The following is a 13,938-nucleotide window of genomic DNA, read 5'->3' as shown; positions in this document are numbered from 1 at the left end:
GCCCCTTGATAGATGTTAATAACTTTGAGTATATGAAAATCGGCCTTGCATCACCGGATAAGATTCGTTCTTGGTCCAGAGGTGAGGTTAAGAAACCTGAAACAATTAACTATAGAACATTGAAGCCGGAAAAAGATGGTTTATTCTGCGAAAGAATTTTTGGTCCCACAAAGGATTGGGAGTGCCATTGCGGAAAGTATAAACGAGTTCGATACAAAGGTGTTGTTTGTGATCGCTGTGGAGTGGAAGTTACTCGGGCGAAAGTTCGTCGTGAGCGGATGGGGCACATTGAATTAGCTGCCCCAGTATCCCACATTTGGTATTTTAAAGGGATTCCTAGCCGAATGGGTCTTGTATTAGATATGTCACCAAGATCCTTGGAGGAAGTTATTTACTTTGCTTCTTATGTGGTTACAGAAGCAGGAGATACTCCTTTAGAATTAAAACAACTTCTTTCCGAAAAAGAATATCGTGCCTACCGTGAAAAATATGGGCGTTCTTTTACGGCACAAATGGGTGCGGAAGCGATCCGTAAACTATTACAGGATATTGACTTGGATAAAGAAGTTAATATGTTAAAAGAAGAGCTTGTCACTGCACAAGGGCAACGACGAACAAGAGCAATTAAACGTTTAGAGGTGCTAGAAGCATTTCGTAATTCTGGTAATAATCCTGCATGGATGATTCTTGATGTACTACCGGTAATCCCTCCTGAATTACGACCGATGGTCCAGTTAGACGGCGGGCGATTTGCCACTTCAGACTTAAACGATCTTTATCGTCGTGTAATTAACAGAAACAACCGTTTAAAGCGTTTATTAGATTTAGGAGCACCGAACATCATTGTTCAAAATGAGAAAAGGATGCTTCAAGAAGCTGTTGATGCCTTAATTGATAACGGAAGACGTGGTCGTCCTGTTACAGGTCCGGGGAATCGCCCACTTAAATCTCTTTCACACATGTTGAAAGGAAAGCAAGGACGTTTCCGTCAGAATCTTTTAGGTAAACGTGTGGACTACTCTGGCCGTTCAGTTATCGTAGTAGGTCCCCATTTAAAAATGTATCAGTGCGGTCTTCCAAAGGAAATGGCATTAGAACTCTTTAAGCCATTTGTAATGAAAGAACTTGTGAGTAAAGGCTTGGCTCATAATATTAAGAGTGCAAAACGAAAAGTAGAGCGCGTTCAACCGGAAGTATGGGATGTCTTAGAGGAAGTAATTCGTGAGCACCCAGTATTGTTAAACCGTGCACCAACGTTACACAGACTAGGAATCCAAGCATTTGAACCAACACTTGTGGAAGGCCGTGCCATCAAATTACATCCTCTTGTTTGTACTGCGTACAACGCAGACTTCGATGGAGACCAAATGGCCGTTCACGTTCCTCTGTCAGCAGAGGCACAAGCTGAATCCCGTCTACTAATGCTTGCTGCACAGAATATCTTGAATCCTAAAGATGGAAAACCAGTTGTTACACCATCTCAGGATATGGTTTTAGGAAACTATTATTTAACCCTAGAGAGAAAAGGTTCTGTAGGGGAAGGGAATATCTACAAAGACCCGAATGAAGTTTTAACTTCTTATCGTAATGGGTATGTACATCTTCATACACGAATTGCAGTGCCGGTTTCCTCTGTTGGTAAAACAAACTTTAAAGAGGAACATGAAGGGAAACTTCTCTTAACTTCAGTAGGTAAGATCATTTTTAATGAAATTTTACCGGAGACGTTCCCTTATGTAAATGAACCTACATCCTTTAACCTCGAAGTGGAAACGCCTGATAAGTATATCGTTCCAATGACAGCTAACGTGAAGCAGACGTTTGAGGAACGTGATGTTGTTTTGCCATTTAAGAAAGGTTTCTTAGGGGATATTATTGCCCAAGTATTCAAGAAATTTAAAGTCTCTGAAACATCTGTCATGCTAGATAAGATGAAAGATCTCGGTTTCCATTATTCCACAAAAGCCGGTATCACCATTGGTGTAGCTGATATTGTGGTACTAAAGGAAAAGAAAGAGATTTTAGATGAGGCAGAAATTAAAGTAGAACGTATATTAAAGCAGTTCCGACGTGGTTTGATTACAGAAGAAGAACGATATGATAAAGTTATTGAGGTTTGGAGCTCGGCAAAAGATCGAATTCAAGAAAAACTTATGGGTACCCTTGACCGAACGAACCCAATCTTCATGATGAGTGACTCTGGTGCACGTGGTAACGCATCTAACTTTACTCAACTTGCCGGGATGCGTGGATTAATGGCAAACCCATCTGGACGTATTATCGAACTTCCGATCAAATCAAGTTTCCGTGAAGGGTTAACCGTATTAGAGTACTTTATCTCAACACATGGAGCCCGTAAAGGACTTGCTGATACAGCATTAAAAACAGCTGACTCAGGTTATTTAACAAGACGTCTTGTTGACGTCGCACAAGATGTCATTGTCCGTGAGGATGACTGTGGAACAGACCGCGGGCTGAAGGTTGCTGCAATTACGGAAGGTAATGAAGTAATTGAACCGTTATATGACCGTTTAGTGGGTCGTGTAGTACATGAAACAGTTTATCACCCAGAAACTAAAGAAGTGATAATAAAGCGAAATGATCAGATTAATGAGGATACAGCTAAAGTCATTGAAGATTCTGGAGTTACAACTGTTGTTATCCGATCTGCATTTACATGTGATACAAAACATGGTGTCTGTAAAAATTGCTATGGACGTAACCTTGCCACGGGAGCAGAGGTCGAGGTTGGGGAAGCAGTTGGTATCATTGCAGCCCAATCTATTGGTGAACCGGGTACTCAGTTAACTATGCGTACGTTCCATACAGGTGGGGTAGCAGGGGATGATATTACTCAAGGTTTACCTCGTATTCAAGAGCTATTTGAAGCCAGAAATCCGAAAGGTCAAGCTGTTATTTCAGAGATTGAAGGAACAATTTCCGAAATCAAAGAAGTCAGTGAACGGAAGGAAATCGTGGTTCAGGGAGCAATTGAAACAAGAAGTTATACAGCTCCTTATGGTTCAAGGTTGAAAGCAGAAGTGGGTCAAAACGTTCTTCCAGGGCAAGTATTAACGGAAGGGTCTATCGATCCAAAAGAACTCTTACTTGTATCAGGAGTACAAGGTGTTCAAGAATACCTACTTCGAGAAGTACAAAAAGTATATCGTATGCAAGGGGTAGAAATTGGTGATAAACACGTGGAAGTAATGGTCCGCCAGATGCTCCGGAAAATTCGTGTGGTTGATGCTGGGGATACAAAAGTACTACCAGGTTCCCTTGTGGAAGTTCATCAATTCAATGATGCCAATCGCGATATCCTCCTTAGGGGAGGTCTACCAGCAACAGGAAGACCAGTTCTACTTGGGATTACAAAAGCATCCCTTGAAACTGACTCGTTCTTATCTGCAGCATCGTTCCAAGAAACAACACGAGTATTAACAGATGCTGCCATAAAAGGAAAGAAAGATGAGTTGGTAGGTCTTAAAGAGAATGTTATCATCGGAAAGCTTGTTCCAGCTGGCACAGGAATGCAGCGGTACCGAAAAATATCTGCCACGAAAGTTGACGAGACGATGGTAGAGCATGAGCAGTTTGAAAATGCTGTCATTCAAGAATAACAAAATTTGTTGAAATTCATTGTTGACACAAAAACATCACGGTGGTAATATATCTAAGTGTGCCAAATACCTGATGCTTTGGAGGATGAAAGATGTCTTATGAAAAAGTAGTGCAGGCAACGAACAAAGTCGTTGGCACGAAACAGACGCTTAAAGCACTGGAAGATAAGCAGGTTAAAGAAATCATCGTCGCAGAAGATGCAGATCCTAGAGTTTTGCAAAAGGTTATAACCTTAGCAGAAAAAATAGAAGTTCCATGGTCTAAAGTGGATTCTATGAAAAAGCTTGGAAAAGCTTGTGGGATCGAAGTTAGTGCAGCGACTGTAGCGATTAAAAAGTAAAAAATAAAGTTTTTGTCACGGCCTGAACCATGGCAAAAACTTTCCTTTTACACATTTATGAACCACCTGGACCAGTGGACTACAAATCATTGGATAGGAAGGAGGAAACAAGGATGCCTACTATTAATCAATTAGTACGTAAAGGTCGTCAAACAAAGACTCAAAAGTCTGACTCGCCAGCTTTGAATAAAGGCTATAACAGTTTCAAAAAAGTTCAAACGGACTTAAGCTCTCCACAAAAACGTGGTGTTTGTACTCGTGTAGGTACTATGACTCCTAAAAAACCGAACTCAGCACTTCGTAAATATGCCCGTGTTCGTTTAACAAATGGAATCGAGGTAACTGCATATATTCCTGGTATCGGACACAACCTTCAAGAGCACAGTGTTGTCTTGATTCGTGGTGGACGGGTAAAAGACTTACCGGGGGTACGTTACCATATTGTACGTGGAGCGTTAGATACTGCCGGGGTTGAAAACCGTATGCAAGGCCGTTCTAAATACGGTACGAAGAGACCTAAAAAAGCTAAGTAATTAGTGAATTACAATGATAAATTTTGGTTTTTAATTTGTGAAAGGAGGGAAACTCATGCCTCGTAAAGGACCTGTACCTCGCAGAGATGTTCTGCCTGATCCAGTTTATAACTCGAAGCTAGTAACTCGTTTGATCAACCGCATCATGATTGATGGAAAAAGAGGTGTTGCTCAAACAATTCTATATAAAGCTTTTGAATTAGTACAAGAACGTACTGGTAATGATCCACAAGAAGTATTCGAACAAGCATTAAAGAATATTATGCCAGTTCTTGAAGTTAAAGCTCGTCGTGTTGGTGGTGCTAACTATCAAGTACCGATCGAAGTTAAACCTGAACGTCGTACGACTTTAGGACTTCGTTGGTTAGTAAGTTATGCGCGCCTTCGTGGTGAAAAAACGATGGAAGAGCGTTTAGCTAATGAAATCGTAGATGCAGCAAATAACACTGGTGCAGCTGTGAAAAAGCGTGAAGATACACATCGTATGGCTGAAGCGAACAAAGCATTTGCTCATTATCGTTGGTAAAACCAGAGTGACGGCATAAGTCTGTGCTCTGAAAGCATTCGGGACACAGTCTTAGGGTATCCCTTTGACTGTTTTCTCCCATAAATATAACTCTTCACATAGGAAGGAGAAAATTACCAATGGCTAGAGAATTCTCCTTAGAAAAAACTCGTAATATTGGTATCATGGCGCACATTGATGCTGGTAAAACAACAACGACAGAACGAGTTCTTTTCTACACAGGGCGTATTCATAAGATTGGTGAGACTCACGAAGGTGCTTCCCAGATGGACTGGATGGAGCAAGAGCAAGAACGTGGGATCACAATTACATCTGCGGCAACAACTGCACAATGGAAAGGGTATCGAGTAAATATCATTGATACACCAGGGCACGTAGACTTTACAGTTGAAGTAGAACGTTCTCTTCGTGTACTTGATGGTGCGGTAGCTGTTCTAGACGCTCAATCTGGTGTTGAACCTCAGACTGAAACAGTTTGGCGCCAAGCAACAACTTATGGAGTACCACGAGTTGTATTTGTTAATAAAATGGATAAAATTGGTGCTGACTTCATCTACTCTTTAGGTACTTTGCATGATCGCCTAGGTGCTAATGCACATGCAATTCAATTACCAATTGGTGCAGAAGATGATTTCGAGGGAATTATTGACCTCGTTGAAATGAAAGCATATTTCTATGAAGACGATTTAGGAACACGTACAGATGCACGTGAAATTCCTGAAGAGTATAAAGCACAAGCGGAAGAATATCATGATAAATTAGTTGAAGCTGTTTCGGAATTAGATGAAGATCTAATGATGAAATACCTTGAAGGTGAAGAAGTGACAGTTGAAGAACTGAAAGCTGCCATCCGAAAAGGAACAATTAATGTTGATTTCTACCCAGTAATTTGTGGTTCCGCATTTAAAAATAAAGGTGTTCAATTAATGTTGGATGCAGTTATTGATTACTTACCAGCTCCAACTGACGTACCTTCAATTAAAGGTGTGCTACCTGATAGCGAAGAAGAAGTTATCCGTCATTCAAACGATGAAGAGCCATTCTCTGCGTTGGCATTCAAAGTAATGACAGACCCATTTGTAGGAAAACTAACTTTCTTCCGTGTATATTCAGGTACAGTAAACTCAGGTTCATATGTTGTTAACTCAACGAAAGGTAAGCGTGAACGTATGGGACGTATCCTACAAATGCACGCGAACCATCGTGAAGAGATTTCAACTGTTTACTCTGGGGATATTGCAGCAGGAGTTGGGTTAAAAGAAACTTCCACTGGAGATACCTTATGTGATGAAAAGAATCTTGTTATTCTTGAATCTATGGAATTCCCAGAGCCGGTTATCTCATTATCTGTAGAGCCTAAATCTAAGGCAGACCAAGATAAAATGGGTATGGCTTTAGCGAAGCTTGCGGAAGAAGATCCAACGTTCCGTACACATACTGATGAAGAAACAGGACAAACGATTATTGCTGGTATGGGTGAGCTTCACTTAGATATCATCGTTGACCGTATGAAACGTGAATTCAAAGTGGAAGCAAATGTTGGTGCACCTCAAGTATCCTATCGTGAAACAATCCGAGAAGCGGCAAAATGTGAAGGTAAATTTGTACGTCAATCGGGTGGTCGTGGTCAATACGGTCATGTTTGGATAGAGTTTACTCCAAATGAAGAAGGTGCAGGTTTTGAATTTGAAGATGCTGTTGTCGGTGGGGTTGTACCTCGTGAATATATCGGTTCAGTAAAAGCTGGATTAGAAGATTCATTAGATAACGGTCTTTTAGCTGGATTCCCAATTATCGACATTAAGGCTAAATTGTATGACGGTTCTTATCACGATGTTGACTCCAATGAAATGGCGTTTAAGATCGCAGCCTCTATGGCATTGAAAGAAGCGAAAAACAAATGTAAGCCTGTATTACTTGAGCCAATCATGAGAGTAGAAGTTGTTATCCCTGAAGAATATATGGGTGACATCATGGGTGACATTACTTCCCGTCGTGGACGTGTGGAAGGAATGGATGCCCGAGGAAATGCACAAATCGTTAAAGCGATGGTGCCGCTTGCTGAAATGTTTGGTTACGCAACTTCATTACGTTCGAATACTCAAGGTCGTGGTCAGTACACGATGCATTTCGATCACTATGAAGAAGTTCCTAAGAGTGTCGGTGAAGAAATTATTAAGAAAAATCAAGGTAGATAATAGAGAAATATTGTCTGCTGCTTAATTTTGTTGTAAGCTAAGAAAGGTAAAAAGGACATTGGCCTAACGCCTTTCTTCCTAAAAATAAAAAACTTTTCTCAATATAAGGAGGAATTAAACATGGGTAAGGAAAAATTTGATCGTTCCAAGACACATGCCAACATTGGTACAATTGGACACGTTGACCATGGTAAAACTACATTAACTGCTGCAATCTCTACTGTATTACACAAGAAATCTGGTAAAGGTACTGCAATGGCTTATGACCAAATTGACGGTGCTCCAGAAGAGCGTGAGCGTGGAATCACAATCTCAACTGCTCACGTTGAGTACGAAACTGACGCACGTCACTATGCACATGTGGACTGCCCAGGACACGCAGACTATGTTAAAAACATGATCACTGGTGCTGCACAAATGGACGGAGCTATCCTAGTAGTATCTGCTGCTGATGGTCCAATGCCACAAACTCGTGAGCACATCCTTTTATCTCGTCAAGTAGGTGTACCTTACATCGTTGTTTTCTTAAACAAAGTTGACATGGTAGACGACGAAGAACTTCTTGAGTTAGTAGAAATGGAAGTACGTGACCTTCTTTCTGAGTACGACTTCCCTGGTGATGATATTCCTGTAATCGCTGGTTCTGCTCTTAAAGCTCTTGAAGGAGACGAAGAGTATGCTGCAAAAATCTTTGAATTAATGGACGCTGTTGATAGCTACATCCCAACTCCAGAACGTGACAAAGATAAGCCATTCATGATGCCTGTTGAGGATGTTTTCTCAATCACTGGTCGTGGAACAGTTGCTACTGGTCGTGTGGAGCGTGGACAATTAAACGTTGGTGACGAGATTGAAATCATTGGTCTTACTGAAGAGCCAAAGAAAACAACTTGTACTGGTGTAGAGATGTTCCGTAAACTTCTTGACTATGCTGAAGCTGGAGACAACATTGGTGCTTTACTTCGTGGTGTATCTCGTGATGAAGTAAACCGTGGACAAGTACTTGCTAAGCCAGGAACAATCACTCCACATACTAAGTTCAAAGCTGAAGTTTATGTTCTTTCAAAAGAAGAAGGTGGACGTCACACTCCATTCTTCACTAACTACCGTCCGCAGTTCTACTTCCGTACCACTGACGTAACAGGTATTTGTAACCTACCAGACGGTGTAGAAATGGTTATGCCTGGTGACAACGTAGAAATGACTGTTGAGTTAATCTCTCCAATCGCTATCGAAGAAGGTACTAAGTTCTCTATCCGTGAGGGTGGACGTACTGTTGGTGCCGGCGTTGTTGCATCTATTCAAGAGTAATTAATTGATCAAAAACACCTTGGGATATGATTATCCCAAGGTGTTTTTTTGTTCTAAAGTTGTGAGAAAAGTGGTTTTATTGGGGGGGATTTGGTGTTTGTTTTGGAATTATTGTAGGAGTGGATTTTTGCAGGTGGTAATATGGCGGGAATATGGCAGGAATATGGCAGGAAAATGGCGGGAATATGGACGTGGCGCATACGCCCCTGAATCCGGCGCATACGCCCCTGAATCTGGCGCATACGCCCCTGTATCCGGCGCATAACCCCTCATAATTGGCGCATAGAACCCTTCGACTGGCACCATAAAGAGCTCTTTTAAACAAATCAGCCCCTAAATTACAAATTTAGACAAAATTTATGATGACATCTCATATGATATCTGGTATAAATAGGTTAGATAAAGCCACTTAGTTTCCCCGGGAACCTAAATATCACATAAATTGAATCATATCACCCCAATTTCTGCCTGCCGATTGATTAAAAGATTTTCACACAAGCAATTCACCCCTTTCCCCTTTCAATTAAATTCATCAACAATAAATCAACTTCTCCCATCTGAACCAAGATTATCTCAAATTGATTCTCAACTCAAAACAACTAAAAACTAAATAGAGGAAGTGACAAAGATGATCAAAAAGAAAGCGAAAAAATCCAGGAAGATTCAAAAATTGGAAGTTTTGCTTTCACGCACGCCACATAATCTCCCACAACGTGATTTACTTAACGACATCTTAAACAAAGAACTAGCTGGATATGAAGGAGAACTAAAATTAGAGTATTATTTAAGATTTCTAACCCAAGATGATTTTCTCGTTTTGAACAATATTAGACTAAAAGACGATAATGGCTATTTTCAAATGGATGCTATACTATTAACCAAATACTTCATACTAATAATGGATTCGAAATATTGGACAGGATATATAACAATCGACAGTTGCTTCAAGCAGTTTATACAATTGAATAAAGGAAGGCGTAATGTATACTCAGACCCAGTTTTACAAATATCACTTCAGGAAAAAAGGTTTAAGGCATGGCTGAAAAAAATGAAGTATCCTGCTATTTCCATTAAGTCCCTCGTAGTTTTTACTAATCGAAATGTCGTTCTGGAAACCCCTCCCGCAAACTATCCCTTCCTCAATAGATTACTTAAGGCCCCAGAAATTTTATCTAAAATTGACTCACTACTATTTACTTATGAAATGGAAATTTACACAAGCAAAGATTTAAATAAATTATCAAAGTTATTATGTAAATACAACGTACCGGAAGACCCAGATTATTTAAACCAATTTCAAATACCCAATAAATCCATTATAAAAGGAGTAAAGTGCAATAACTGTGAAAGTTTTTCCATGAAGAGATTTAATGGAATTTGGGTATGCCCGAAATGTAATCACAAATCCTCAGATGCTCATCTCGAAGCAATAAGAGATTTTTCCTTATTATATGGTAGGGAAATTACAAATGGTCAATTACGTGAATTTCTACATTTACCATCAAGATCAGTTGCCCAAAAGATTCTTGCCTCTATGAGGCTGCCATCAACAGGGCAGAGGAAATATACCATTTACTACCTTCCTATTGAAAAATAAGGTATCCTTTTAATTTTATCTAGGAAAAAGCTCGTCCTGCTATAATATCCTTTGCAAAGTACCGATTAAAAAACAGAATTTCTACTCCTATGCACATTTGGGGAACTCCCTACATACCTTATACGGTTTGGGTTGTGCTTGAGATGAGAGATGAGATGTGTGAGACCAAAATAAAACCATAGTCCATCACATCAAATCAATGCGTGAAACCAACCGCACTATCACCTATTGCATTTGCAGAATTATCCCCATTCCTTAAGACATAAAAAGTTTAAATTATGAAATAACTGTCTATATATAGAAGGAATCGACAACTTAACAGGGTATTTACAAAAGACAAAATCCATAAAAACTAGCGTTCGCCGTTCCAAAATGGACACAATTCAAAAACTGGATATAATTCTCTGTTAGAATCCTGTTAAATACCAAAAATACAGGTTGAAAACACTAACTGGCACATGTATAATAGAAAAAGTGTGAAAAAGAAAATATTATGCATAAAACTCTTGCATTAGGCTATTGTTTTTTGTATAATGTTGAATGTTGGTCACTGACAGGCTACGATCCGGAAGGTTGCTGACACACCCGGCCCCTTTGCCATGGGTGGTGTGGAGGATATTTTCGGGGAGCAAGTCTATTTCCAAAAATGGGCGAAAAAGGAGGTAATAAAATGGCAAAACAGAAAATTCGCATTCGATTAAAAGCGTATGATCACAGAATCTTGGATCAATCTGCGGAGAAAATTGTAGAAACGGCAAAACGTTCAGGTGCAACAGTAGCTGGACCGATTCCACTACCTACAGAAAAATCCATCTACACGATCCTTCGTGCGGTTCATAAGTACAAAGATTCTCGTGAACAGTTCGAAATGAGAACTCATAAGCGTTTGATCGACATCGTTAACCCAACTCCACAAACTGTGGATGCTTTAATGCGATTAGATCTGCCATCCGGTGTAGATATCGAAATCAAGTTATAATACATGAAAATTTATTGAATTAATAGGAGGTGTGACTCATGGCCAAAGGAATCTTAGGTAGAAAATTAGGTATGACTCAAGTTTTTGCTGAAAACGGTGAGGTTATTCCGGTAACTGTAATCGAAGCGGAGCCTAACGTAGTTCTTCAAAGGAAAACAGTTGAAGGAGAAGGTTACGATGCAATTCAATTAGGATTTGCCGACAAAAAACCGGTTCAGTTCACAAAACCTGCAAAAGGTCATGCAGAAAAAGCGAAGACAAACCCTAAGCGCTTCGTTAAGGAATTCCGTGGTGTTACAGCAGCGGATTATGAAATTGGTCAAGAAGTCAAAGTAGATACATTTGCAACAGGTGACATCGTTGATGTGACAGGAACTTCAAAAGGTAAAGGATTCGCTGGTTCAATCAAGCGTCATAACCAATCTCGTGGACCAATGTCCCACGGTTCCCGTTATCACCGTCGTCCTGGTTCAATGGGTCCAGTTGACCCTAACCACGTTCTAAAAGGTAAAGCATTACCTGGCCGAATGGGTGGAGAGCAAGTGACTATTCAAAATCTAGAAATCGTACGTGTTGATACAGAGCGCAACTTACTGTTAGTGAAAGGGAACGTACCAGGAGCTAGAAAAAGCTACGTTACCGTAAAATCTGCAGTAAAAGCAGCTGAATAAGATCGAGAAGGAAAGGAGGAGCCCAGATGCCTAAAGTTACTTTGTACAATCAAACTGGCTCACAAGTAGGCGATATTGAACTATCAGACAGCGTGTTCGGTATCGAACCTAATGAAAGTGTTCTATTTGACGCTGTTGTGATGCAACAAGCATCTCAACGACAAGGTACTCATGCTACTAAAGGTCGTTCAGATGTTCGCGGAGGCGGACGTAAGCCTTGGCGACAAAAAGGAACAGGTCGTGCGCGGCAAGGATCAATCCGTTCACCTCAATGGGTTGGCGGTGGAGTAGTATTTGGACCACAACCACGTAGTTATAACTATAATTTACCGAAAAAACAACGTCGTTTGGCGTTAAGGTCTGCTCTTTCTTCCAAAGTGAATGCAGATGAAATTCGCGTTTTGGAAGGATTGACTTTAGAAGCTCCTAAAACGAAAGAAATGTTAAGTGTTCTTAACGGACTTTCTGTGGAGAAAAAAGCACTAGTTGTTACTGCAGATTACAATGATACTGTTGCTTTATCCGCGAGAAACATCCCTGGTGTAAAATTTATCACTGCAGACGGTGTTAATGTTCTTGACGTATTAAACTATGATCATTTAATCATTACACAAGATGCTGTGAAAAAGGTAGAGGAGGTGCTTGCATAATGGCAAATGCTCGCGATATCATTAAGCGCCCCGTAATCACTGAACGTTCCACGGACCTTATGGCTGAAAAGAAGTACACTTTCGAAGTGGACCCAAGAGCTAATAAGACTCAAATTAAAAATGCAGTGGAAGAGATTTTTGGAGTTTCTGTGACGAAAGTAAACACAATGAACTACAAAGGTAAATTCCGTCGTTTCGGACGTCATACAGGCTATACTGCCAAGCGCAAAAAAGCCATTGTACAACTAACACCGGAGAGCAAAGACTTAGAATTCTTTGAGGGTGTGTAAAAAGTTTTTTAGAGAAGGAGGGAAAAGCTGATGCCTATTAAAAAGTATAAACCAACCACAAACGGTCGACGTGGTATGACGACGTTAGACTTTCAAGACCTAACGACTGACAAACCAGAAAAGTCACTTCTTGAGCCGTTGAAAAGTAAAGGCGGCCGTAACAACCAAGGTCGTTTGACTGTACGTCACCAAGGTGGTGGGCATAAGCGTCAATATCGTGTTATTGATTTCAAGCGTGACAAAGATGGAATTCCAGGGCGCGTTGCTACGATCGAATATGATCCTAACCGTTCTGCTAATATTGCATTAATTAACTATGCTGATGGTGAGAAACGTTACATCATTGCACCGAAAGGTCTTAAAGTGGGCATGGAAATCATGTCTGGAAAAGATGCGGATATTAAAGTTGGTAATGCATTACAATTAAAAGACATTCCAGTTGGTACAATTCTTCACAATATTGAGTTAAGACCAGGTAAAGGTGGGCAACTTGTCCGATCTGCTGGAGCAGAAGCTCAATTGTTAGGTAAAGAAGGGGAATATGTTCTTGTAAGATTAGGTTCTGGTGAAACACGCTTAATCTTATCAACTTGCCGCGCTTCTATCGGTCAAGTAGGTAACGTAGAACATGAACTTGTTAACATTGGTAAAGCTGGTCGATCCCGTTGGATGGGTAAGCGCCCTACAGTTCGTGGTTCTGTTATGAACCCAGTTGATCACCCACACGGTGGTGGTGAAGGTCGTGCGCCAATCGGACGTAAATCACCTATGTCTCCATGGGGTAAACCAACTCTTGGATACAAAACTCGTAAGAAAAACAAAGACACGGATAAATATATTGTGCGTCGTCGCAAAAAATAACGTGATTTTACTACGGTTCTCTTGTAGTAGGGCCGTAGCACAATCGCGAAGGGAGGTACAATCATGGGTCGTAGCTTAAAAAAAGGACCTTTTGTCGATGAACATTTAATGAAGAAAGTTGAAGTAATGAGCGCTAATGATGATAGAAGAGTAATTAAAACTTGGTCACGCCGCTCTACTATTTTCCCTGAATTCATCGGTCACACAATCGCCGTATACGACGGTCGCAAACACGTACCGGTTTATATTTCTGAGGATATGGTTGGACATAAACTTGGTGAGTTTGCACCAACAAGAACGTATAAAGGGCATGCAGCAGACGACAAGAAAACTCGACGTTAATAAAGAGGGGAGGTACTTT

General features: G+C 40.5%; 14 protein-coding genes. All 14 read left to right on the top strand.

The annotated features are described in order from the left end of the window. Positions 1–5 precede the first annotated feature (5 nt). The 14 genes from rpoC to rpsS all read left to right on the top strand — a co-directional run bounded on the left by rpoC (position 6) and on the right by rpsS (position 13,919). Positions 6–3,620, top strand: a complete 3,615-nt coding sequence (rpoC, locus tag KS419_RS03555) for a DNA-directed RNA polymerase subunit beta' (protein WP_217064709.1) — start codon at positions 6–8, stop codon at positions 3,618–3,620. A 92-nt stretch (positions 3,621–3,712) separates the two neighbouring features. After that, positions 3,713–3,961 (top strand): 50S ribosomal protein L7ae-like protein, encoded by a 249-nt coding sequence (locus tag KS419_RS03550; RefSeq protein WP_217064708.1) that lies wholly within the window; start codon positions 3,713–3,715, stop codon positions 3,959–3,961. A gap of 113 nt (positions 3,962–4,074) precedes the next feature. Beyond that, a complete protein-coding gene (gene rpsL, locus KS419_RS03545; RefSeq protein WP_217064707.1) occupies positions 4,075–4,494 on the top strand; it encodes a 30S ribosomal protein S12 in 420 nt (139 codons plus the stop codon). Between the two features lie 55 nt (positions 4,495–4,549). Then, on the top strand, positions 4,550–5,020 hold the full coding sequence (rpsG, locus tag KS419_RS03540; protein ID WP_217064706.1) for a 30S ribosomal protein S7: 471 nt from the start codon (positions 4,550–4,552) through the stop codon (positions 5,018–5,020). 119 nt (positions 5,021–5,139) lie between these two features. Beyond that, positions 5,140–7,218, top strand: coding sequence for an elongation factor G (gene fusA, locus KS419_RS03535; RefSeq protein ID WP_217064705.1), 2,079 nt, complete (start codon positions 5,140–5,142; stop codon positions 7,216–7,218). 120 nt (positions 7,219–7,338) lie between these two features. Beyond that, positions 7,339–8,529, top strand: a complete 1,191-nt coding sequence (tuf, locus tag KS419_RS03530; protein WP_217064704.1) for an elongation factor Tu — start codon at positions 7,339–7,341, stop codon at positions 8,527–8,529. A 127-nt stretch (positions 8,530–8,656) separates the two neighbouring features. Further along, positions 8,657–8,794, top strand: coding sequence for a hypothetical protein (locus KS419_RS03525; protein WP_217064703.1), 138 nt, complete (start codon positions 8,657–8,659; stop codon positions 8,792–8,794). A gap of 363 nt (positions 8,795–9,157) precedes the next feature. Further along, on the top strand, positions 9,158–10,126 hold the full coding sequence (locus KS419_RS03520) for an NERD domain-containing protein (RefSeq protein WP_217064702.1): 969 nt from the start codon (positions 9,158–9,160) through the stop codon (positions 10,124–10,126). Between the two features lie 670 nt (positions 10,127–10,796). After that, positions 10,797–11,105 (top strand): 30S ribosomal protein S10, encoded by a 309-nt coding sequence (rpsJ, locus tag KS419_RS03515; RefSeq protein ID WP_217064701.1) that lies wholly within the window; start codon positions 10,797–10,799, stop codon positions 11,103–11,105. A gap of 38 nt (positions 11,106–11,143) precedes the next feature. Continuing rightward, the gene (gene rplC / locus KS419_RS03510) at positions 11,144–11,776 is read left to right on the top strand and encodes a 50S ribosomal protein L3 (RefSeq protein WP_217064700.1); all 633 of its coding nucleotides are present in this window, start codon (positions 11,144–11,146) and stop codon (positions 11,774–11,776) included. Positions 11,777–11,802: 26 nt separating this feature from the next. Next, on the top strand, positions 11,803–12,426 hold the full coding sequence (gene rplD, locus KS419_RS03505; RefSeq protein ID WP_217064699.1) for a 50S ribosomal protein L4: 624 nt from the start codon (positions 11,803–11,805) through the stop codon (positions 12,424–12,426). Next, positions 12,426–12,716, top strand: a complete 291-nt coding sequence (rplW, locus tag KS419_RS03500; protein WP_217064698.1) for a 50S ribosomal protein L23 — start codon at positions 12,426–12,428, stop codon at positions 12,714–12,716. The genes rplD and rplW overlap by 1 nt, the downstream gene beginning before the upstream one ends. A gap of 30 nt (positions 12,717–12,746) precedes the next feature. After that, complete coding sequence (rplB, locus tag KS419_RS03495) at positions 12,747–13,577, top strand: 50S ribosomal protein L2 (RefSeq protein ID WP_217064697.1); 831 nt, start codon at positions 12,747–12,749, stop codon at positions 13,575–13,577. A 63-nt stretch (positions 13,578–13,640) separates the two neighbouring features. Then, a complete protein-coding gene (gene rpsS / locus KS419_RS03490; RefSeq protein WP_217064696.1) occupies positions 13,641–13,919 on the top strand; it encodes a 30S ribosomal protein S19 in 279 nt (92 codons plus the stop codon). Positions 13,920–13,938 lie beyond the last annotated feature (19 nt).

Source organism: Evansella tamaricis (genome assembly GCF_019042215.1).
Taxonomy (GTDB): Bacteria; Bacillota; Bacilli; order Bacillales; family Salisediminibacteriaceae; genus Evansella; species Evansella tamaricis.
The sequence above is the reverse complement of the archived record's forward strand: the minus strand, read 5'-3'. Positions and strand labels throughout refer to the sequence as shown.